This window comes from Ensifer sp. LC163, from assembly GCF_001695855.1.
Lineage (GTDB): Bacteria > Pseudomonadota > Alphaproteobacteria > Rhizobiales > Rhizobiaceae > Ensifer.
In genome coordinates this window covers 114,322-136,581 of the sequence record NZ_MBSS01000005.1, presented here as the reverse complement: position 1 = coordinate 136,581, position 22,260 = coordinate 114,322, and the positions used below count along the sequence as shown (strand labels likewise).

The 22,260-nt window shown below is 62.1% G+C and carries 18 protein-coding genes; 9 read left to right on the top strand and 9 right to left on the bottom strand.

Going from position 1 to position 22,260, the window contains the following annotated elements; all coding sequences use genetic code 11:
• Positions 1 to 62: 62 nt before the first annotated feature.
• The 4 genes from BC360_RS05715 to BC360_RS05700 all read left to right on the top strand — a co-directional run bounded on the left by BC360_RS05715 (position 63) and on the right by BC360_RS05700 (position 4,662).
• On the top strand, positions 63 to 1,016 hold the full coding sequence (locus tag BC360_RS05715; protein WP_065780861.1) for an acetyl-CoA carboxylase carboxyltransferase subunit alpha: 954 nt from the start codon (positions 63 to 65) through the stop codon (positions 1,014 to 1,016).
• Between the two features lie 210 nt (positions 1,017 to 1,226).
• The gene (locus tag BC360_RS05710) at positions 1,227 to 2,678 is read left to right on the top strand and encodes a L,D-transpeptidase family protein (protein ID WP_065794589.1); all 1,452 of its coding nucleotides are present in this window, start codon (positions 1,227 to 1,229) and stop codon (positions 2,676 to 2,678) included.
• A complete protein-coding gene (locus BC360_RS05705; RefSeq protein WP_065780862.1) occupies positions 2,678 to 2,914 on the top strand; it encodes a sulfurtransferase TusA family protein in 237 nt (78 codons plus the stop codon). Before BC360_RS05710 ends, BC360_RS05705 begins: the two co-directional genes overlap by 1 nt.
• A gap of 254 nt (positions 2,915 to 3,168) precedes the next feature.
• Entirely contained in the window at positions 3,169 to 4,662 is a 1,494-nt protein-coding gene (locus tag BC360_RS05700) for a sensor histidine kinase (RefSeq protein ID WP_244512672.1), read from the top strand.
• Between the two features lie 194 nt (positions 4,663 to 4,856).
• On the opposite strand, the gene BC360_RS05695 is transcribed toward BC360_RS05700, so the two are convergent.
• The 3 genes from BC360_RS05695 to BC360_RS05685 form a co-directional block, all read right to left on the bottom strand.
• The gene (locus BC360_RS05695) at positions 4,857 to 5,537 is read right to left on the bottom strand and encodes a response regulator (RefSeq protein ID WP_065780864.1); all 681 of its coding nucleotides are present in this window, start codon (positions 5,535 to 5,537) and stop codon (positions 4,857 to 4,859) included.
• A 428-nt stretch (positions 5,538 to 5,965) separates the two neighbouring features.
• A complete protein-coding gene (locus BC360_RS05690) occupies positions 5,966 to 7,111 on the bottom strand; it encodes a CobW family GTP-binding protein (protein WP_065794561.1) in 1,146 nt (381 codons plus the stop codon).
• 12 nt (positions 7,112 to 7,123) lie between these two features.
• Complete coding sequence (locus tag BC360_RS05685; RefSeq protein WP_065781120.1) at positions 7,124 to 8,221, bottom strand: D-alanyl-D-alanine carboxypeptidase family protein; 1,098 nt, start codon at positions 8,219 to 8,221, stop codon at positions 7,124 to 7,126.
• Between the two features lie 164 nt (positions 8,222 to 8,385).
• Between BC360_RS05685 and BC360_RS05680 the strand changes: the two genes are divergently transcribed.
• A complete protein-coding gene (locus BC360_RS05680) occupies positions 8,386 to 9,549 on the top strand; it encodes a M20 aminoacylase family protein (RefSeq protein WP_065794560.1) in 1,164 nt (387 codons plus the stop codon).
• 22 nt (positions 9,550 to 9,571) lie between these two features.
• A complete protein-coding gene (locus BC360_RS05675; RefSeq protein ID WP_053249735.1) occupies positions 9,572 to 10,036 on the top strand; it encodes an Lrp/AsnC ligand binding domain-containing protein in 465 nt (154 codons plus the stop codon).
• Between the two features lie 76 nt (positions 10,037 to 10,112).
• Here the strand turns inward: BC360_RS05675 and BC360_RS05670 are convergent, their stop codons facing one another.
• On the bottom strand, positions 10,113 to 11,162 hold the full coding sequence (locus BC360_RS05670; protein ID WP_065794587.1) for an NAD(P)-dependent alcohol dehydrogenase: 1,050 nt from the start codon (positions 11,160 to 11,162) through the stop codon (positions 10,113 to 10,115).
• Positions 11,163 to 11,379: 217 nt separating this feature from the next.
• Between BC360_RS05670 and BC360_RS05665 the strand changes: the two genes are divergently transcribed.
• Complete coding sequence (locus BC360_RS05665; RefSeq protein WP_065794559.1) at positions 11,380 to 12,318, top strand: AraC family transcriptional regulator; 939 nt, start codon at positions 11,380 to 11,382, stop codon at positions 12,316 to 12,318.
• A 109-nt stretch (positions 12,319 to 12,427) separates the two neighbouring features.
• Here the strand turns inward: BC360_RS05665 and BC360_RS05660 are convergent, their stop codons facing one another.
• Positions 12,428 to 12,910 (bottom strand): Lrp/AsnC family transcriptional regulator, encoded by a 483-nt coding sequence (locus tag BC360_RS05660; RefSeq protein ID WP_065780868.1) that lies wholly within the window; start codon positions 12,908 to 12,910, stop codon positions 12,428 to 12,430.
• A gap of 78 nt (positions 12,911 to 12,988) precedes the next feature.
• Between BC360_RS05660 and BC360_RS05655 the strand changes: the two genes are divergently transcribed.
• Both BC360_RS05655 and BC360_RS05650 read left to right on the top strand, forming a co-directional pair.
• Positions 12,989 to 16,045 (top strand): aminotransferase class III-fold pyridoxal phosphate-dependent enzyme, encoded by a 3,057-nt coding sequence (locus BC360_RS05655; RefSeq protein WP_065794558.1) that lies wholly within the window; start codon positions 12,989 to 12,991, stop codon positions 16,043 to 16,045.
• Between the two features lie 109 nt (positions 16,046 to 16,154).
• Positions 16,155 to 17,165 (top strand): amino acid ABC transporter substrate-binding protein, encoded by a 1,011-nt coding sequence (locus tag BC360_RS05650; protein WP_065780870.1) that lies wholly within the window; start codon positions 16,155 to 16,157, stop codon positions 17,163 to 17,165.
• 238 nt (positions 17,166 to 17,403) lie between these two features.
• On the opposite strand, the gene BC360_RS05645 is transcribed toward BC360_RS05650, so the two are convergent.
• From BC360_RS05645 to BC360_RS05630, 4 genes are all read right to left on the bottom strand, one after another.
• On the bottom strand, positions 17,404 to 18,291 hold the full coding sequence (locus tag BC360_RS05645) for a branched-chain amino acid ABC transporter permease (protein WP_171986865.1): 888 nt from the start codon (positions 18,289 to 18,291) through the stop codon (positions 17,404 to 17,406).
• A gap of 25 nt (positions 18,292 to 18,316) precedes the next feature.
• Positions 18,317 to 19,054, bottom strand: a complete 738-nt coding sequence (locus tag BC360_RS05640) for an ABC transporter ATP-binding protein (RefSeq protein ID WP_139109925.1) — start codon at positions 19,052 to 19,054, stop codon at positions 18,317 to 18,319.
• Between the two features lie 91 nt (positions 19,055 to 19,145).
• Positions 19,146 to 20,309, bottom strand: a complete 1,164-nt coding sequence (locus tag BC360_RS05635) for an ABC transporter substrate-binding protein (protein WP_065794557.1) — start codon at positions 20,307 to 20,309, stop codon at positions 19,146 to 19,148.
• Between the two features lie 34 nt (positions 20,310 to 20,343).
• The gene (locus tag BC360_RS05630; RefSeq protein WP_065794585.1) at positions 20,344 to 22,221 is read right to left on the bottom strand and encodes an ABC transporter permease subunit; all 1,878 of its coding nucleotides are present in this window, start codon (positions 22,219 to 22,221) and stop codon (positions 20,344 to 20,346) included.
• Positions 22,222 to 22,260 lie beyond the last annotated feature (39 nt).

The window sequence follows — 22,260 nt, the reverse complement described above, 5'->3', positions numbered from 1 at the left end:
CCGCCGGGCAGGCTGGTTTCGGCCGGCAGGTCCTTGTCGCAAAACGATCGGAAACGCATCTCATGCACAACTATCTCGATTTCGAAAAACCTATCTCCGACCTCGAAGGCAAGATTCTCGAACTGAAGAAGCTCGCCGGCGAAGACGAGAGTGTGAACACTTCGGATGAGGTCGAACGGCTCGAGACGCGCGTCCGCGATGCGATGGCCGAGATCTATTCGAAGCTGACGCCGTGGCAGAAGACCCAGGTCGCCCGCCACCCCTCGCGCCCGCACTTCCTCGACTACTCCGCGGAACTCTTCACCGAATTCACGCCGCTCGCCGGCGACCGCAACTATGGCAACGACGAGGCCATCCAGGCCGGGCTTGCGCGCTTCCGCGGCATGCCCGTCGCCGTCCTCGGCCAGGAAAAGGGCAGCGATACCAAGTCGCGCATCAAGCACAACTTCGGCAGCCCGCGCCCTGAGGGCTACCGCAAGGCCATCCGCATCATGGAAATGGCCGACCGCTTCAGCCTGCCGCTGATCACGCTGATCGACACCGCCGGTGCCTATCCCGGCGTCGGCGCGGAAGAACGCGGCCAGGCGGAAGCCATCGCCCGCTCGACCGAAATGTGCCTGAACGTGCGCGTGCCGATCGTCACCGTCGTCATCGGCGAAGGCGGCTCCGGCGGCGCCATCGCGATCGCGACCGGCAACCGCGTCTATATGCTTGAGCACGCGATCTACAGCGTCATCTCGCCGGAAGGTGCGGCCTCGATCCTCTGGCGCGATTCGACCCGCGCCAAGGAAGCGGCCAGCAACATGAAGATCACGTCTGAAGATCTGAAGGCGCTCGGCGTGATCGACGGCATCATCCCCGAGCCCGTCGGCGGCGCGCATCGCGACCCGCAGTCGGTTATCGCCCGCACCGGAACGGTGATTGCCGATGCGCTGAAGGAACTGTCCGGACGCAACGGCGACCAACTGCGCACCGACCGCCGACAGAAGTACCTGAATATCGGCCGGAACCTCTGAACCTAAGCGATTGTTCGGCGAAAATTCGCAACCACAAATCGGACTGTGGCCAAATCTTGGCCATATTCGTGGGGTCATGAACAACGGCGTGCGCAGGGCATCCTGCAGGGTTAAGAATTCGTGAAGTATAATGGCTTACTGATTCCCTAAGAGCCCTCCCGTCGGACGCGGCTCGCACTGACGAGTTTTGGTTTGAACGGGCTTTCGCTGATGCGCTTGAGAAACCTTGTAGCCACCGCCGCTGTTGCCGCGCTGCTTGCCGGCTGCACCAACGATACCCTGGACACGGCGGCTGTCGATCTTTCGACCGTCAAGAACAAGACCGAGTACCAGCTTTCCAGCAAGATGGCCGCCGAGATGAGCAAGCTCGGGATGCAGAAGACATCCCCGATCGCGCTGCGCATCTTCAAGGAGGAAGGAACGCTCGAGGTCTGGAAGGCCAATACGGCCAATCGCTTCCAGCTCTTGAAGAGCTACAAGATCTGCGCCTGGTCGGGCAAGCTCGGCCCCAAGGTGAAGGAAGGCGACCGTCAGGCGCCGGAGGGCTTCTATCCGCTGTTCCCGCACCAGATGAACCCCAACTCGAAATATTATCTGGCGATCAACACCGGCTACCCCAACACCTATGACCGCGCCAACGGCCGTCAGGGTACGCATCTGATGATCCACGGCGCCTGTTCGTCGTCCGGCTGCTACTCGATGACCGACGAGCAGATGGTCGAGATTTTCGCCATGGCCCGCGACGCCTTCAAGGGCGGGCAGCAAAGCGTCCAGTTGCAGGCTTTCCCCTTCCGCATGACCGCCGAGAACATGGCGCGTCATCGCAACAATCCCAACATCGACTTCTGGAAGATGCTGAAGGTCGGCTACGATCAGTTCGAAGTCACCAAGCGTCCGCCGGAAATCAATGTCTGCGAGAAGAAATACGTCTTCAACCAGCAGGGCAGCGGCGCCTTCAACCCGGGCGGCCAGTGCCCGGCGATGTCGACCCCGCCCGCCTTGCAGATGGCGATGTCGACGTTCGACAAGGGCTACCAGCTCGACTACGACAAGGCAATGAAGAAGTACGACGGCATGGTCTGGTACGAGCCGAGCGAGGCCGAGCGCAAGGCGATCGTCGCCAAGCAGCGCGCCGGCCGCGAACTCGCCTACGCGCCGACCGGCAACTCGATCGATGCCGGCAAACTGATGAAGGCAAGCGACCTCGAGAAGAAGCTGGCCGAACAGAAGGAAGCCGAAGAAACCAAGCTGGCTGTCGAGATCCAGAAGAAGGAACTGGAAAAGGCGACCAAGGGCGGCACCCATGTGCCGGTTCCCGCCGCCAATCCCATCCCTCAGCCCGTACTGCAGGCGGCCGTCGAGCAGCAGCCGGCCAAGAAGTCCTTCTGGAGCCTGTTCTCCAAGGGCGAGGCCGCAGAACAGGCACCTGCAGCCGTCGCCGTGGCCCCGGAGCAGCAGGCAGCCGTTGAGCCGCAGGCGCAGCCGGCAGGCGCAGCGGCAAAGCAGGCACGGTCGGCCGCAGCACGTCAAAATGCTCAGCCTCAGAGTACCGCGATGGCATCCGCAAGTGCTGAGGGCGCAGCGGCGCCAGCGACTGAAGCACCTGTTGCCGTCGAGGAACCGCCGAAGAAGCGCCCATTCTGGAAGATCTGGGGCAATTGATGCCTGACGAACAGAAGACGGTCTACGACCTCAGGGGGCTTAAATGCCCCCTTCCCGTTTTGAAGGCCCGCAAGCGTATCGCCTCCATGGCCGCAGGCGCGCTGCTCGAGATCGAGACCACCGATCCGATGGCGGTGATTGATATCCCCCATTTCTGCCGGGAAGACGGCCATAGCCTCGAGGCGGCTTGCCCGGCAGAAGGCGGGCATCGCTTCCTGATCCGCAAGGGCGTCTGACGCCGAACCACAATGTTCTCGATCAGCCGCTCGCATTGCGCCCGCCGGCCGAGATCCTATTCAGCCGCAGCGCCGAGCTGGGCCCATCATCACGCGCCACATCCTTGCCCTCGAGGAAAGGTCATTGTAACCATTTGATTGACTGCGCAATTCCCTGGCATCGATTGCGATTTGTGTCGATGATGCCGGAATTCGCGGACGCATTTTTAAGGAATAGAGAATATAAAGCCCCAACACGTGATCGGGCAAATCTCATGGACTCCGCCAGGAACGACACAGAAACGGCCAAGCAAACCTTCGTGCAGAACTTGGGCCGGCCAGCCGTCTTGCGAAACCTGCTGTCGACATTCCAGCGGCTGCGGCTCGAGGTTCAGTTCATCATCATCGCCTCCTTCGTCGTCGTGGCGCTGATGATCGCCCTTGCGATCTGGACGACGCACCGCCTTGAGAAAACCGTGTTCAATAGCGTCGGCTCGCTCGGCGCCGCCTATCTCCAGACATTCGTTGCGCCGCTGATCGCTGAGGAGGATATCAAACGCGGAACGCTTCCGCCGATCGTCGAAGACAGGCTGAAGCAACTTCTCGGCACAAGCGCGCTTGGCCAACATGTCCACGAGCTGAAGATCTGGGAGCCAAGCGGAAGCTTGATGTATTCGACTACGGGCAAAATGATCGACGAAGAGATTGTCTTTGACGAACTACAGCGCGCCCTTAGGGGCGAGATCGTTGTTTCCCGCACAATGATCGAGAAACACGAATACACCGGCGACGAACAGCGCGGCATGTACATCGAGGTCTATGCGCCGCTCGTGCGCGACGAGGCGGGCAAGGTGCTGCTTGTCGGCGAATTCTACGAGCGCCCCGATTTTCTGGTAGGTGAGTTGTCGACGGCCTGGCGGGAGACGATCGACATCGTGCTCCTGATCTCGGTGCCGATGCTCGCACTGCTCTTCCTGATCGTGCGCAGCGGCAGCCGGCTCATTGATCGTCAGCACGCCGCCATCCGCCATAGCCTTGGACGGGCACTCGAACTTTCCAATCAGAACCGACGGCTGCGCGGGGCCGCGGAGACCGCACGGCTCGAAGCCGGCAAGCTCAATGAGATGATCCTCGACCAGATCGGTACGGATCTGCACGACGGTCCGGTCCAACTGCTGACATTGCTCAAGCTGAAGCTGAGCGACATGACTTCGAAGCCGGCTGACGGCCAACCAACGGACCCGATCGGGCCGCGGGATATCGACAAGATGGTCAGCACGGTCACGACCGTGCTTGAGGAACTGCGGAACATTTCGACGGATCTCGTGCTGCCGGAACTCGACGATATGTCCCTCGATGACACGATCCTGCTTGCGGTAAGGCGGCATATGGATCTCATTGGCCGCGACATCGACGTCGTCGGGTTGATCGCGTCGCAGAAGGTCGATGCGCATCTCAACATCTGCGTCTATCGCTTCATCCAGGAGGCCTTGATGAACAGCGAAAGACATGCACCGGGCAACCGCCAGCATCTGCGCTACGGCACGCGCCATAACCGCCTGTTCATCACGGTGGCCGATGTGGGTGTCGCGCCATCGACAGCAGCGACGCCACCCCGTGCCGGCCGCACAGGGCTCGGCACCATCACGCAGAAACGCCGCATTCGCGCCTTTGGCGGCCGCATACGCACCATCCGCCGACCGAACGGAACGGTGGTAACAGCCGTCCTGCCGCTTGATCACAGCGGCGGCGCGTTCGATCGCCCATAGATCTGGCTACAGCGCCGCGCGTCCATTTAGACGCGCAAAGGTCGCTGTAACAGTTTGAGTTGCTGCATAATTTTGTCCTTAAATCGATTCCGATTTAAGGAATTATGCAGTAAGGCCTGTTGGACATTAGCCGAAACGCCTTGAACGCCGCATTCGCGCTGAATGCGGCGTTCTTAGCGATCGAATTCGATCGCCTAGTTGATGCGCCGTGACGCGCTGCGTTCGGCCGAGCCGTCCGGCAACACATCCAGCCGCTGCGCTGCCAGCACCACTTCCACGCGGTTCCTGACGTCGAGTTTCTGCATCAAGACCGTCATGTAGTGTTTCACGGTCTTTTCGCTGATATCAAGACAGGCCGCTATTTCGCGGTTCGTGCTGCCACGCATGAGATGGCGAACGATCTGTTCCTCGCGCAGGCTCAGGCGTCGTTGCGCCTGGGACCGCCGACGGATTTCCGCAGTCTTCATCGCCATGATGACCTTGGTTGCAAACCCCGCCGTGATGAACGTCTCGCCGTCATAGACCGTGCGTATGGCCTCGTGCAGGTCGCTGGCACTGCTGCCTTTCAGCACATAGCCAGAGACCCCGTAGTTCAGGACTTGTATCGCGGTTTCAATGCTTGAATTTGCGGTGAAGACGATGATCCGCGTGTCTTTGTATTTTTGCGCAACCAGCTCGATAGCCGCAATGGCGTCGCCGGGCATGCTCAAATCGAGCACGAGAACTTCAGGTGAAAAGTCTTCAACTATTTTCAAAGCATCGACCGCGCTTTCGCCCTTGGCGACGATCTCGAGGTCACTTTTTCCAGAATATAAACTGACCAGCCCTTCCAGAAGGATCGGATGGTCGTCAACAAATGCAACTGATATCGACATGGTCGTTGCTCTCCCTCCGCAACAAACATGCTAGTTCATCGGGTTCCGGTTTTAAAGAAGACGCTTAACTTCTAGTTAATTTAGCAAGGGCACGAAGCACACGACAGAATGTCCCGTGCCGCCGCGCAAATATTCGCGCTATGATTTAAAAGAGCAATAATTTTGTATACAAGGGAGCAGAAAAGAGCCAGATTACTACAATATTTTCAAATACTTAGAAGATTAACTCCGAGTTTCGACGGGCCCCATCCTGCGAGCGTGACAGACGCAGCAGCATTTTTCGAACGCTTGCGGCGACTGGAAGTAAAGCCGAAATATTAGCCCAAAAATGTTTGGCCGATCCGCAAAACATCGCCCGAAAGTACTACAGATTTTAACCCTTTTTCCTGGCATCTGCAGCAACAGGCGGCCAACCGCAGCAAACAATTCTAGAATTTCATACCGGGCACAACCAGAGGGTTGTCAGAAAGCGCCTGAGCGTCAGGGCGATCGATGCGTGGTTTCCCCGTGAAGGCATCGAAAAGGTCGCGCACGAAGGCCTCGCTCAGTCCTTTGGTGATCAACACCATGCGCGTGCGCCGATCGGCCGGATCCGGCCAGGCGGAAAGCCGCTCCGGCGTGTGAAAGACGTTCTGCACGCCATGGAGGACCAACGGCCGGTTCGGATTATCGGAGACGGCGACGATCGCCTTCATCCGCAACAGCTTCTCGCCATGGGCCGAGCGCAGCAGATCGATGAACATGTCGAGCGCCATCGGTTCGATCGGCCGGTCATGCATGATGCTGAACGAACGAATGTCCGCCCCATGGCGCGTTGCATCGTGATGATGGTGGTGATGGCTGTGGTGGTGGTGGTCGCCGTCATGATGATGGTGATCGTGGTGACCATGCCCGTGATCGGCCTCGTCCTGCAGCCAGCGGCCGACATCGGCAATCTTCGATGCCGGGTCATAGAGACCACAGGCAAAGAGCGCTGCCCGCCCCGCTTCGGCACTGTCGCCATCGACGAACGGCGCACGCGGATTGAGCGCCTTCAGACGCAGCCGCAGTTCGTCCAACTGTGACTGATCGGCGAGCCCTGCCTTGCTGATGACGATGCGGTCGGCGACCGCGACCTGCTTCAGCGCTTCCTCGTGGTTGGCAAGCGTCTGCAATCCGTTGACCGCATCCACCACGGTCACCACGCCATCGAGACGAAAGCTCTGGGCGATCACGGGATTGCCGATCACCGACTGCAGCACTGGCGCCGGATCCGCAAGCCCGGTCGTTTCGATGACGACGCGCTTCAGCGGCTTGATGCGCCCGGTCTGCATGCGGTCCATGAGATCGGCAAGGGTATCCACCAGTTCGCCGCGCACCGTGCAGCACAGGCAACCGTCGGAAAGCTCGATGACACCGTCGCTCGAGGCTTCCACCAGCAAGTGATCGATGGAGACGTCGCCGAATTCGTTGATGATAACGGCCGTATCCGAGAGATCCGGGTCCTTCAAAAGCCGGTTGAGCAACGTCGTTTTGCCCGCACCGAGAAAACCGGTCAGGATCGAGACCGGCACCGCCGGCAGTGGGCTAACCATTGGAAACTCCGATCAGAGGTTCGGCCGCGGCACTGGGATCGGCACGTTGGCGACATCGCCCTGGCCGGCAGGGTCGGCGCCAGCCTTGGCGAGCTTGTCGCCGCTGCCGGGGATGAGGCCGGCAAATGCCAGCTTCAGCGGCCGGTTGATCTCGTGGATGAACGGCGAAAGCAGCTTCTGCCGGCCGGCTTCATCTCGACCTTCGCTACGCACCTTGGCAGCGGCCTTCGAGCAGATCTGCTTGCTGACGTCGGCAACGACGTCGCGCGTTTCGCCATAGGGCGCAATCTGCACCAGCGACGGCTTGGCCGATCCCGATGTCGTCAGCGCCGTTTGCAGCAGGCGCGCGGATTCGTCGGCACGGGCGCCGAGACTGTCTTCGCCAAGCACGACGGAAACGACGCTGCGGCCATCGCGCGTCGCCGATGAGACCTGGTTGAAACCGGACGCGCAGATGAAACCGGTCTTCATGCCGTCAGCGCCCTCGAAGCGGCCGATCAGCATGTTGTAGTTCGAATAGTCCTTCTTGCCGGTGGTGAACCCTTCCAGCGAGAAATAGGAGGCGTATTCGGGAAACTCGCGCTTCAGCGTGATCGCCAGCACGGCGAGGTCGCGCGCAGTGGTGTACTGGCCGGGACCCGGCAGACCGTTGGCATTGATGAAATGCGACGACGTCATGCCGATGCGGCGCGCCTCGGAATTCATCCGGTCGATGAAGGCAGGCTCGGAACCGCCGACGGCCTCGGCGATCGCCACCGCCACGTCGTTTGCCGACTTCACCAGCATCATCTTCAGCGCGCTGTCGAGCGTCATCGCTTGGCCGGGCTTGTAGAACATCTTGCTCGGCGGCTCGGAGGCGGCGTTCTTGGTCATCACAACAGGGCTTGTCAGCGCCAGCTGTCCCGACTTGATCGCCCGGAAGGTGGTATAGGCCGTCATCAGCTTGGTCAGCGACGCCGGATACCATTTCTGGAAGATGTCCTGATGCTCGTAGACCTTCAACGTATTGACGTCGACGACGAGCCGCGGATTGGCAAATGCCGGCAAAGCCATGAGAAGGCTCGCGCAGGCACCGGCTACGACACCCACTGCCCTTGCCTTGCCACGCATGAAAAATCCTGCTGTCACCACCATAGTCCTCGAAATTCCGCTGTTGCCTCGTCTCGTCCGGCTATTTAGCCTATATGGCAAGGAGATGGCAAAGCCCATTCATTGGCTGCTGCGCCAATCCACCGCAGATAGATGTGATCGAACAGACCGACAGGACTTAACTCATGCCGATTCTCAACCGTGCCGCCGAACTCCAGAACGAAGTCACCGAATGGCGGCGTCATCTGCACAAGAACCCCGAGCTCCTGTTCGCGGTGGAAAATACGGCAGCCTTCGTCGAATTGAAACTGAAGGAGTTCGGCGTTGACGAAATCGTGACCGGGCTTGGGCAGACCGGCGTCGTCGGTCTGATCAAGGGCAATCTCGGTGCCGGCCGCACGATCGGCCTTCGCGCCGACATGGATGCGCTGCCGATCACCGAAACCACCGGCAAGCCCTGGGCATCGGAAACCTCCGGCAAGATGCACGCCTGCGGCCATGACGGTCACACAGCCATGTTGCTTGGCGCGGCCAAATATCTGGCCGAGACCCGCAACTTCGCCGGCAACGTCGCGGTCATCTTCCAGCCGGCCGAAGAAGGCGGCGGCGGCGGCAACGAGATGGTCAAGGACGGCATGATGGAGCGCTTCGACATCGCCGAAGTCTACGGCATGCACAATATGCCGGGCATGCCCATCGGTCATTTCGGCAGCCGCGTCGGCCCGATCATGGCGTCGACGGACGAGTTCACCATCACCATCAAGGGCCGCGGCGGCCATGCGGCCCAGCCGCACAAGACGATCGACCCGATCGTCATCGGCACGCAGATCGTCACCGCGCTGCAGACGATCGCGTCCAGAACAGTTGATCCGCTCGCCTCGGTCGTGGTCTCGGTCACCACGTTCAACGCCGGCTTCGCCCACAACGTCATCCCGGAGGAAGCTGTGCTCGGCGGCACCGTGCGCACGCTCAAGCCCGAAGTGCGCGATATCGGCGAGACCCGCATCCGGCTGATCGCCGAAGGCATCGCCGACGTCTATGGCGCGACCGTCGACGTCTGGTACAGCCGCAACTATCCGGTGACCGTCAACCATGAGGACGAGACGGCCTACGCGCTGAAGGCGGCGGCAGAAATTGCCGGCGAAGGCAATGTCAGGGCATCGCTCGACCCGATGATGGGCGGCGAGGATTTCTCCTACATGCTGCTGGCCCGCCCAGGCGCCTTCATCTTCATGGGCAACGGCGACACCGCCGGGCTGCACCATCCCGCCTATGACTTCAACGACGAAGCGATCCCGCACGGGATTTCCTATTGGGTGAAACTCGCGGAAACGCGACTTGCCGCCTGAGGCGCGAGCAGGAGGCGGCACGATGCATCAGATCGACAAGATAGACCGTAGAATTCTCAACATCCTGCAGGCGGATGGCCGGATCACCAATCTGGAGCTTGCCGATCGCATCGGCCTGTCGCCGACGGCAACCAGCGAACGGCTGCGCCGGCTGTTGAAGGAAGGGTATGTTTCGGGTTTCGGCGCCCGCCTCGATCCGCAGAAGCTCGGCTTCGGCCTGCTCGTCTTCATCGAGGTCATGCTCGACAAGACGACGCCCGATGTCTTCCACCAGTTCGCGATCGCGATCAAGCAGGCACCGGCTGTTCTGGAATGTCACATGGTCGCCGGCGGCTTCGACTATCTCGTCAAGACCCGCTTCGAGGACATGGCGGCCTACCGCAACTTCCTCGGTCAGGTGCTCTGGACACTGCCGGGGGTCAAGGAAACCCGCACCTACGCGGTAATGGAAGAGATCAAGAACGACGGGCCGCTGCCGCTCGTCTGAGGTGAGACAAGAATTGCCCCAGGAGCCGACGGGATCCTGGGGCAAACACTTCGGTCGAGCGCCTTAAACAACGCGCTTACGCGGCGTCGAGCGACGCCATGTCGATGACGAAGCGGTAGCGCACGTCGCTCTTGACGACCCGCTCATAAGCTTCGTTGATCTCTTGGATCCTGATCGTTTCGATCTCAGAGACGATGTTGTGCTCGCCGCAGAAGTCGAGCATTTCCTGGGTCTCCTTGATCGAGCCGATCATCGAGCCGGAAATGCTGCGGCGAGCCGGAACCAGCGCGAAGGCATGAACCGGCACGGCATTTTCCGGAATGCCGACCAGCACGAAGTCGCCGTCGATCTTCAGAAGATTGAGGTAGGCGTTCCAGTCGATCTCGGCCGCAACCGTGCAGATGATCAGGTCGAAATGACCCTGAAGCGTCTTGAAGGTTTCCGGATCGTTGGTGGCGTAATAGTGGTCGGCGCCGAGCTTCAGCCCGTCTTCCTTCTTCGACAGGCTTTGGCTGAGCACCGTCACCTCCGCGCCCATGGCGTGGGCAATCTTCACGCCCATGTGGCCGAGGCCGCCCATGCCGACGATCGCGACCTTCTTGCCGGGACCGGCCTTCCAGTGGCGAAGCGGCGAATAGAGCGTGATGCCGGCGCACAGCAGCGGTGCTGCCGCATCCAGCGGCAGGTTTTCCGGAATCGACAGCACGTAGCCTTCCCTCACGACGATGCTGTCGGAGTATCCGCCCTGCGTCGCGGTCTTGCCGTCCGCCTCGACGCCGTTATACGTCACCACCAGACCCGGCAGGTAATGTTCCAGGTCGATGTCGCGCGTCGCGCAGGTGGTGCAGGAATCGACGAAGCAGCCGACGCCGGCGCGGTCGCCCACCCTAAACTTGGTGACTTTGGAGCCGACGGCGGTGACGATGCCGACGATTTCGTGGCCAGGGACCATCGGGAAGACCGAGTTGCCCCATTCGTTGCGTGCCTGGTGAATGTCGGAGTGGCAGACGCCGCAATATTTGATGTCGATCACCACGTCGTCGTCGCGCGGCTCGCGACGTTCGAAGGTGAAGGGCGTAAGCGGTTTCGACGCATCGGTCGCCGCATATCCTCTTGCAATGGCCATCAGTCTGTCCTTCATTTTGGGAGATGCGAAAAGCCGGAGCGTTCCCGGCAGATCGCAGCAAGGACTATGGGTGCGCCGACCGCAAAGCGTTAGAGCGATCCTGCAAAGTTTTTGCACGATCCTGCAAGATTGAGATAGACGTCCTGGAGTTGGCACGCCGAGGCCCTATCTGAGCATCGCCTCAGACAATGCTAAGCCGCTGGAAAGACAGAAGATTATGACAGCCACGCGACAGACCTCCCGCCCCGAGATGATCGACGTCATTGCCCGGTTCGCCGAAACGGACGGCGACCACATGACCGGCATTTCCGGTCTGACACTCCATCGTCATGGCGGCGACGCCCCGGTCAACTGTTCTGCCTACAGGCCAAGCCTGGCGATCATCGTGCAGGGCGCCAAGCGCGTGATCCTCGGCGAGGAAACGCTGATCTACGGCGCATCCGACTATCTGTTGACGTCGATCGATCTCCCCGTTCTCTCCCAGGTCTGTCAGGCCTCGGCGCAAGAACCCTATCTCAGCATGGCCTTCACGCTAGACCGCGGCAAGATCCAGGCGCTGGTCGCCTCGCTACCGCAACTGCCGGCGCCTGCCGCAACGGCGCGCGGCATGACAGTCAGCAAGATCACCGCCGATCTCGAAGACGCCGCGCTCCAGCTGCTGCGCCTGCTCGACCGGCCCGACGACATTCCGGCGCTCCTGCCGCTGATCGAACAGGAGATCCTTTACCGCCTGCTGACCGGCCCGCATGGCCATCGCCTGCGACAGATGGCGACCGCCGACAGCCAACCGCATCAGGTCGGTCGCGCCGTCGCCTGGCTGAAGGAGCACTATTCCCGGCCACTGCGCATCGATGACCTCGCAAGCCGCGTCAGCATGAGCGTTTCGTCGCTGCACCACCATTTCAAGGCGATCACCGCGATGAGCCCGTTGCAGTACCAGAAGCAACTGCGGCTGCAGGAGGCGCGGCGCCTGATGCTGGAAGAACGCCTCGATGCCGGAGATGCCGGCCATCAGGTCGGTTACGAGAGCCAGTCGCAGTTCAGCCGCGAATACGCCCGCCACTTCGGCGAGCCGCCGATGCGCGACATCGGCCGCATGCGCCGCACTCTGGTCGAACGCTTCGCTGGTGAGGCGGAGATGCTGAGCGAAGGCTGAGGCGCTAAGCTTTTCCAGGAAAAGTGCGTAGCGGTTTTCCGTCAGGATATGCGTAAAAACAAACAGGGAGCTTTCGATAACGCCGCCTAAGACGGAAAGCCCCAGAACCTCAGCTTCTTTCGATATCCCGCCTGAGCACGATCGACGTCGTCAGGTCCTCGACATTGTCCATGGTCGCCACCTCGTTGCGCAGTTCGTTCAACGCGTTGATGGAACCGACCTCGACCTCGACGACCAGATCGAGCTGGCCGCTGACGGACGAAACCTTGCGTACTGACGAGAAGCCGGCGAGCCGATCGAGCACGCCGATCGATGGCGTGCGCTGCAAAGTGACGAGCAGGAAAGCCTGGATCTGCCCCTCTTCAAGCTGGCCGATATCGGCGCGGTAGCCGCGGATGATGCCCGCCTTTTCCAGACGGGTGACACGCTCCGTCGTCGCACTTCTGGAAAGCCCGATCCGGCCCGCCAGCGACTTCATCGGGATGCGCGCTTCCCGCGACAGGATGCTCAGGATCGTCCGGTCGATCGCGTCGATGTCCTGCATGGTTTCCGCCTCCGAGTGCGCCGACAAGATGACGGTTATTATAAACATAATGCCGGTGCAACCGGCATATTGCCGGATGCATGCGTCGGCGGCTCGTGCAACTCTGCCTGTATGACGAGGGTTCCCATGAACGATATGCTGAAGACGACACCAGACTTTTCCATCGACCAGGCTGCGGGACTGCTCCAGCAGCATTACGGCCTTTCCGGTACGCTTTCGCTGCTCGCCAGCGAACGCGACCAGAACTTCAAGGTCGAGGCCGCAGACGGTGCCACCTATATCCTGAAGATTGTCAATGCCGCCGAGCCCGAGGTCGAGAGCGACTTCCAGACGGCGCTGCTCAACCATGTCGGAACCTTTGCCGCCGAATTGCCGGTGCCGCACATCCGGCCGACATTGGCCGGCAGCAGCCTTGCCGAAACCACCAGCGCCCACGGCGTCCGCCACAGGCTGCGTCTCGTCAGCTGGGTGTCGGGTGTCCCGCTCGCCGAAACCGGTCGCAGCGCCGGCGCGCTCCAATCGCTCGGCCAAATGCTTGGCCGCTTCGACGCCGCGTTGAAAGGCTTCATGCATCCGGGCGCGCTGCGCGACCTCGACTGGGACATTCGCAGGGCCGGCCGTTCCAAGGACAGGCTGGGCCATGTTGCGGCCCCTGAAGACCGGGCGATGCTCGAGCGTTTTCTTGCCCGCTTTGCGAGGACGGTGGAGCCGAAACTGGCGACGCTGCGTTCGGCCGTCATCCACAACGACGCCAACGACTGGAACGTGCTCGTCGACAAGGCCGATCATGACCGCATCTCCGGGCTGATCGACTTCGGCGACGCGCTCTATGCGCCCGTCATCGCCGAGGTTGCAATCGCGGCCGCCTATGCCGGTCTCGACCATCCCGATCCGATCGGCGCCACGGCCGCGATCGCCCGCGGCTACCACACGGAATATCCGCTGCTCGAGGAAGAAGTCGATCTGCTCTTCGACCTCATCGCCATGCGGCTCGTCACCTCGGTGACAATCTCGGCCTCGCGTCGCGCCCACACGGCCGACAACCCCTATCTCGCCATCAGCGAAAAGCCGGCCTGGACGCTGTTGCGCAAGCTCGACCGGATGAACCCACGCTTCGCCACCGCGATCCTGCGCAAGGCCTGCGGCTTTGCGGCAGCCCCCGGCGCGCATGGCGTTACTGCCTGGATCGCCGGCAACCGCAAGACGCTTGCGCCGCTGCTCGAACGCCCGGCCGCGACCTATCCAGCAGCCCTCGTGCCCTATGGCGACCCGAACCATCCGATGACGGTGAAATCCGCCGGCGAACAACCGGATGAAGCGCAGGCGATCTGGGAAGACTATTGCCGCGAGAACGGCATCGATCTCGGCGTCGGCCCCTGGGGCGAGCCCCGCACCGTCTATTCCGGCGAGATGTTCGTCTCGCGGCTGATCGAGAATACCCGCCGTACCTGCCATCTCGGGCTCGACCTGTTCATGGCGGCCGGCACCAAGGTGTTCACGCCGATCGCCGCCACTGTCGTCAGCGTCGAGATCGAAAAAGACCCGCTCGGTTACGGTTGCCTGATTGCGCTTCGTCACGAGCCGGAGGGCTGCCCGCCCTTCGTGTCGCTCTGGGGTCATCTGGCGCACGAGGCGATGGGCCGGATCAAGGCTGGCGACAGGCTGGAAGCCGGCGCGCTCGTCGGTGAAATGGGTGCCCCAAAGGAGAACGGCGGCTGGGCGCCGCACCTGCACCTGCAGCTTTCGATCGATACCAGCCTTTCGGCGACCGAAATCCTCGGCGTCGGCGAACCGCAATATCTCGACGTCTGGGGCGAACTCTTCCCCGATGCGCGCACCTTTGCCGGCATTGCCGAGGAGTTTTATACCAAGAGCGGTCGTGCGCATGACGAGATCGTCAAGCTGCGCAAGGAATTGCTGCTGCCGAACCTGTCGATCTCCTACGAGAAGCCGATCAAGTTCGTGCGCGGCGAAGGTGTCTGGCTGATCGACGACAGCGGCCGCGCCTATCTCGACTGCTTCAACAATGTCTGCCACATCGGCCACGCCCATCCCGCAGTCGTCGAGGCGATGGCCAAGCAGGCGGCGATCCTCAACACCAATACCCGCTATCTGCACGACAACATCGTCGCCTATGCCGAACGGCTGACGGCGACGCTACCTGGGGAGTTGACGGTCGCCGGCTTCGTCAACAGCGGCTCGGAGGCCAACAGCCTGGCGCTGCGCCTGATGCGCACGCATACGGGCCGCGAAAATGCGATTACGCTCGACTGGTCCTATCACGGCACGACGCAGGAGCTGATCGACATCAGCCCCTACAAATTCCGTCGCAAGGGCGGCAAGGGCCCGAAGCCGCATGTCCATGTCGCTGCCGTTCCCGACAGCTATCGCGCGCCCGCCGACTGGCCGGCCGAGGAACACGGCAAGCGTTTTGCCGAAAGCGTCGCCGAACAGATCGCCGCCATGCAGGCGAAGGGCGAGGGCCTCGGCTTCTTCATCGCGGAATCGATCCCGAGCGTCGCCGGCCAGGTGTTCCTGCCCGATGGCTACCTCAAGGAAGTCTATCGCCTGGTGCGCGATGCCGGCGGCGTCTGCATCGCCGACGAGGTCCAGGTCGGCTTCGGCCGTGTCGGCAGCCATTGGTGGGCCTTCGAGACCCAGGGCGTGGTTCCCGACATCGTCACCATGGGCAAGCCGATCGGCGACGGCCATCCGCTGGCGGCCGTCGTCACCACCCGCGAGGTCACCGACAGCTTCAACAACGGTATGGAGTACTTCAACACTTTCGGCGGAAACCCGGTTTCCTGCGCCGTCGGCCTTGCGGTGCTCGACGTCATCGAGGGCCAGGACCTGCGCGGCAACGCATTTGCCATCGGCAACTATCTCATCAACTCCTTCCGTGCGATGCAGGCGCGTTACGAGGTGATCGGCGACGTCCGTGGCATGGGGCTGTTCCTCGGCATCGAACTGGTCAGCGATCGCAAGACCAAGGCGCCCGCCACCGAATTTGCCCGGGCGGTTTCCAACGGCGCACGCCAGCGCGGCGTACTGATGGGCACCGAAGGGCCGCATGACAACGTCTTGAAGATGCGCCCGCCGATGATCTTCTCGAAGCGCGATGCCGACCATCTGCTCGCGGTTCTCGAGGAGACCTTTGCGGATGTGAGCAAGAAGCTCGGCTGAGGTCGAGCAGAACAACGCCGAAACCAAAACCAGTTGGCCGGGACGCGCACGCGCCCCGGCATCGAAGACGCATGCCTTCATAACAGCATAACAAGAGGAGAACAGGACAATGAAATCAGGAATTCTAGCACTTGCCAGTGCGGCATTTCTCGCCGGAACGGCAGCCAGCGCTGCCACGCTCGATGTCGTCAAGGAACGCGGTGAACTCCGCTGTGGCGTCAGCCAGGGCGTGCTCGGCTTTTCCGCGCCGAACGATAAGGGCGAATGGAGCGGCTTCGACATCGACTTCTGCCGCGCGGTCGCCGCCGCCGCGCTCGGCAACCCGGACAAGGTGAAATATGTGCCGCTCTCGACCAAGGAGCGCTTCACCGCGTTGCAGTCGGGCGAAGTCGATCTGCTGTCGCGCCAGACCACCTGGACGCTGTCGCGCGACAGCGATCTCGGCATGAGCTTCGTCGGCGTCAACTACTATGACGGCCAAGCCTTCATGGTGCGTAACGACCTCGGCGTGAAGAGCGTCAAGGAACTCTCGGGTGCCTCCATCTGCACGGAAACCGGCACGACCACCGAGCAGAACATGGCCGACTACTTCAGCTCTAACAACATCCAGTACCAGGTCATCGCGTTTGAAAAGCCCGACCAGACGGTCCAGGCCTTCAACACCGCACGTTGCGACGTCTATTCGACCGACGCCTCGGCGCTCTACGCCCAGCGCCTGACACTGAACGACCCGGACCGCTTCGTCGTGCTGCCCGAAGTCATCTCGAAGGAACCGCTCGGACCGGCCGTTCGCCAGGGTGACGAGCAGTGGTTCAAGGTCGTGCGCTGGACATTGTTCGCGATGATCGAAGCCGAAGAGCTGGGCATCACCAAGGAGAACGCCGCCAAGCTGCAGGAAAGCGGCACCGTCGGCCAGAAGCGCTTTCTCGGCATCGACAACGAGGCCGGCAAGGCGCTGGGCCTCGGTCCGACATGGGCCTTCCAGGCGATCTCCGCCGTCGGCAACTACGGCGAGGTTTTCGAAAAACATCTCGGCAAGGACAGCGCGCTCAAGATCGACCGCGGCCTCAACAAGCTGTGGAGCCAGGGCGGTCTGATGTACGCGCCGCCGGCGCGCTGATTGCACGCTCCACGCCATCGAACGCCGCGGGCTCCTCCCCGCGGCGTTTTTTTTGTGTTGGCACCCGGCGCAATCGTCGGCGACGGCAAGCGGTGCGCCCGCCCCGCGCTTGCGTTCCTTGGACCGGTTCGTCGCCACAGGGCATTCGCCGGAAAGAATACCCTTCAAGCAAATGCAAAGGCCGCGAGAGAAAACCCTCACGGCCTTTGCTTTCGAGTTGAAATGATCGCTCTGGCGATCAGAGCTTGACGATCGTCTTGCGCGCAAGCAGCCCCTGCGGCGCGAAGAGAAGCACGCCGATGACGAGCAGGATGGTGAAGGCATCGCGGTAGCTGAGCAGGCTTTCGGGCAGATAGGCCTGCAGGAACACCTCGATGAAGCCGAGCAGGAAGCCGCCGGCAACGGCACCGGAAAGGCTGCCGAGCCCGCCGATGATCGCGGCGATGAAAGCCTTCAACACCGGCAGGAAACCCATCAGCGGATCGACGCTGCCGCGTTGCGCCACCCAGAGAATGCCTGCCACACCCGCCAGCAGGCCGGAAATCGCAAAGGCAGTCGCCACCACGGCATTGGCGCGAATGCCCATCAGCCGGACGATGGCGAAATCCTCAGACGCCGCGCGCATCGCCCGACCGAGAACGGTCGTGCGCAGGAAGAGGTTGAGCCCGACGAGCATGATGACGGTGACAAGGATCGACGTGCCCTGGATGAGGCCGAGATGGAGACCGCCGATCTCGATCGTTCCGGAAAAGCTCTCCGGCATCGGCACCGGTTTCGGCCGCGCCGAAATGAAATTCTGGAAGATGACGCGCAGGATGGCGCTGACGGCAAAGCTGGTGAGAAGCAGCGTCGTGCCGCTGGCACCGCGCACCGGCCGGAAGGCGACGCGCTCCATCAGCATGGCGAGCACTACGGCAATCATCAGCGCGCCGAAGATGGCGAGCGGGAACGGCAGGCCCAGCAGCAGGGCGAAACATAAGCCGTAGCCGGCCGCCGTCATCAGTTCGCCATGGGCGAAATTGATCAGCCCCATGATCGAGAAGACGACCGCGAGCCCAAGCGCGAGAAGCGCATAGGTGCCGCCGAGGCTCAGCGCGTTGACCAGCTGCTGCAGGAACATGTCCATCGTTGTGACCTCTTTGCCCCCGGCCTCAAGCGCCGAGATAGGCACCCTGGATTTCGGTTGAGTTGCGAAGCTCGGCGGCGGTGCCGGAGAGCACGATGCGTCCGTTCGCCATGACATAGCCGGCGTCGGCGATTTCAAGCGAAAGCGCGACGTTCTGCTCGACGAGCAGGATCGTCAGACCTTTCTGGCGCAGACCGGCGATCAGGTCGAAGATCAGATCGACCACCTGCGGCGCGAGGCCAAGCGACGGTTCGTCGAGCAGCAGCAGGTCGGGCGACGACATCATCGAGCGGGCGATTGCCAGCATCTGCTGCTCGCCCCCGGAGAGCGAACCCGCCTTCTGGCCGAGGCGCTCCTTCAGGATCGGGAAGCGTGACAGCATGTCTTCGCGCACGTCGGAGATCGCGCCGCGCGCCTTGTGCATGGCGCCGCCGAGCAACAGGTGTTCGTCCACCGTCAGGCTTGGAAAGATGCGTCGGCCTTCCGGCGTCAGCGTCATGCCGAGCCTGACGATCTGTTCCGGCGGCAGGCCGGAAATGTCCTGGCCGTTGAAGGAAACCCGCCCCGCCTTCTTTGCCGCCAGGCCCACCAGTGCATTCAGCGTCGAGCTCTTGCCGGCACCGTTGGCACCGAGCAGCGTGACGATCTGTCCCTTGCCGACGGTGAGATCGACGCCCTTCAACGCCTCGACGGCACCATAGGCGACCTTAAGGCCGCTGACCTCGAGCAAGGGCTTCTGAGCTGGAATTTCACTGTGCATCATCGGGGCAAAGTCCTTGCCATGGATTGCGAAGCGGCCAGTTGCGGCCGATCGATCTCCGGCACCCTTGCCGGAGACCGCAAGCGGCGACGGTTCAGGGGGCCGGAATATCGGCCGCGGCCGGAACGCCCTGGCTGATCAGTTCGCGGTTGCCGCCTTCGATGCGGACCAGCGAGACCGAGCGCAACGGCATGCCTTGCGTGCCGGCATAGCTGATCGGGCCGGTAACGCCCTGGACGTTTTCGAGCGAGGCGATGGCGTTGCGGATGGCGACCGGGTCGATGCTGTTGGCTTCGGTCACCGCTGCGTCGATGACCTTGCCGAGATCGTAGCCGTTGGCGATGTAGACGGTATCCGGCACTTGGCCGAACTTTTCCTTGTACTTGACATTGAAGTCGGCGAGCGGGCTGCCTTCACTGGCAAAGCCGGCCGTGGTGAAGACCACGCCGTCGACGGTGGCGCCAAGGCCGAAGGTCGTCGGCGAGTCGATGCCGTCGCTGCCGAGGATCGGGATGGTCACGCCAGCACCGCGCAGCTGGCGGATGAAGGCCGGGAAATCGGGCTCGTAGGCAGCGGTCATGATGACATCGGGCGCCGGGTTCATCGCCTTGATCTTGGTGACTTCGGCGCCGAAATCCTGCTGGCCCATGCTGAACGTGCCTTCGCCGAGAAGCTCACCGCCCTTGGCCTTGAAGGCTTCGCCGAAATATTCCGGAAGCTTCAGCGTATAGGCGCTGTCAGGAGACTTGAGGATATAGGCCTTCTTGTAGCCCTTCTCGACGGCGTAGGTAGCAAGCACCGAGGCCTGGACGTTGTCGGCGGGATAGTTGCCGAACATGTAATCGCCGACGGCAAGCGGCATGGTCGGGGTCGTGGCGCAGAACGAGAAGGCCGGGATTTGCGCTGCCTGCGTCACCTGGCCGGCGGCGATCGACGGATCGGCATCGCAGGGCGTGATCATGATCTTGACACCCTGATCGACCAGCTCCTGCGCCACCAGCGCCGTCTGGGCGGCGTCGGAGCGGGTATCCTTGGCCACCAGCTTGATCGGGAACTTGCCGGCAGCGCCCCCGGCCGCGTTGATTTCCTCGACAGCCATCTCCAGGCCCTTCAGCGACGGCTGGTCGTAGGGAGCAAGGCCGCCGGTCTGGGCGGTGGCAAGGCCGATGACCAAGTCCTCGGCAAGCGCCGGCAGTGGCGACAGCACGAAGCCGCTAAGTACGGTGGTGAGGCACAGGGCCCTAAGGTTCGATTTCATCGGTAAGCTCCCTCTTTCTGATTTCGTTTGCTGATCAAGCTGGATTGTGAAGGCCGCTGATGCCTGCCTGGGGGCTGGTAGTCTCGACGGCGCCGCGGGGCGCCTGCGCCGACGAGCGGCGACGGCCGATATACGCTTCGATCACATGGGGATTGGCCTGGATCTCCGCCGGCGTGCCGATGGCAATCTGCTGGCCCTTGTTCAGGACAACGACGATGTCGCAGAGCCGCATGATCAGCTTCAGGTCATGCTCGACGACGAGCAGGCCGAGGCGGTATTTCGTGCGGATGCGGTCGAGCACATGCATCAGCTCCTGCGTTTCGGCAGGGTTCATCCCGGCCGCCGGCTCATCGAGCAACAGGTAGCGCGGCTTCAGAGCCAGCGCACGGGCGATCTCGAGACGACGTTGCGCGCCATAGGACAGCGTACCGGCAAGCTGATCGGAAAAGCCGTCGAGCCCCACCTCGGCCAGCACCAGCCGGGCGCTTTCCATAGGGTCCTCGCCACTGCCCTTCAGCGCGCTTGCCGCCACCGTGACGTTCTCAAGTACGGTCAGGTTCTTGAACAGGCGGATATTCTGGAAGGTACGCGCAAGGCCAGCAACCGGAACGGCGTGGACCGGCAGCGATGCGATGTCCTTGCCGTCGATTAGCACGCGGCCGCTCGACGGCGGCACGACGCCCGAAACGCTGTTGATCAGGGTCGACTTGCCGGCTCCGTTCGGGCCGATCAGACCGGTGACCAGGCCCGGTTTGATCTCGAAATTGGCGTTTTCCAGCGCAACGAGGCCGGCGAATTTCTTGCCGAGATTCTCGACCTTGAGCGTTCCGCCCGGCGGGATAGCAGCAATCTTTTGCGTACCGTCAGAGGATGTCGCAGCCTTCGGGGTAAAGCGCTTCAGCCAGCCAAAACGCTCGTCCAGCTCCCTGACGCCGAAGAGCCCGTCCTGCAGGCGGTACATCACCACCAGGATCGCGACGCCGATGCCGATATCCGTGAGACCAAAAACGGTTGGCAGCGTGACGAAACCAAGATCGACGCCGCCTTCGAGTTTGCGCAGAAGCTCGACGATCAGCATGATCACGGCCGTGCCGCCGACGGCACCCGAGACGGTGGTGACGCCGCCAAGTATCAGCATGGCGAGCAGAACGAAGGTCAGGTTGAAATAAAAGTCCTTGGGCGAGAAGGCGCCGAGGAAATGGGCAAGCAGCGCGCCGGCCGCACCCGCCAGAATAGCGCCGAGCACCCAGCCGACAAAACGATGGAGCTTGACGTTGACGCCGACGGCGGTCGAGGCGATCTCGTCCTCGCGTGAAGCCCTGAGCTTCAAGCCCGCGCTTGAATCCCGATAGAGACGGGCAATGGCGATTGCGGCCACGGCAAAAGGCAGCGCCACCCACAGATTGACCGCGCGCGGAATGCCGAAGAAGGTCTGGCTGCCACGGGTGATGTCGGTCGAGGCAACGAGCACGACATGGACGATCACGAGAAAACCGAGCGTCGCGATCGACGCCGACGATCCGGCAAGGCGCGCGACGGGAATGCCGATGAGGACGGCAACCAATGCCACGACCACGAGCGCCACGGCAAGCGCCGGCAGGAACGGCATGCCGATGCCGGCCAGCCATTCCGGCAGGTGCGGCAGCGCCGTCTTCTGAACGATCGGGTTGATGGTCAGAAGGCCCGACGCATAGGCGCCGATCGCCATGAAGCCGACATGGCCGAAGGAAACGATGCCCGAATTGCCGGCATACATACCGATACCGACCACCGCGATCACGTTGATCATGAACAGCGTAACGAGGCGCTCGCCGCTGCCTGGAAAGGCCAGCGAGGCGACAGCAGCGGCCAGCAAAAGCGGCAACGACGTTAAAAGGATACCGACGACGGTTTCTCGCCTGACGCGAACCATCTGCATTCCCCCGAATTGTCGGCCCGCCGTTGTTTTTGG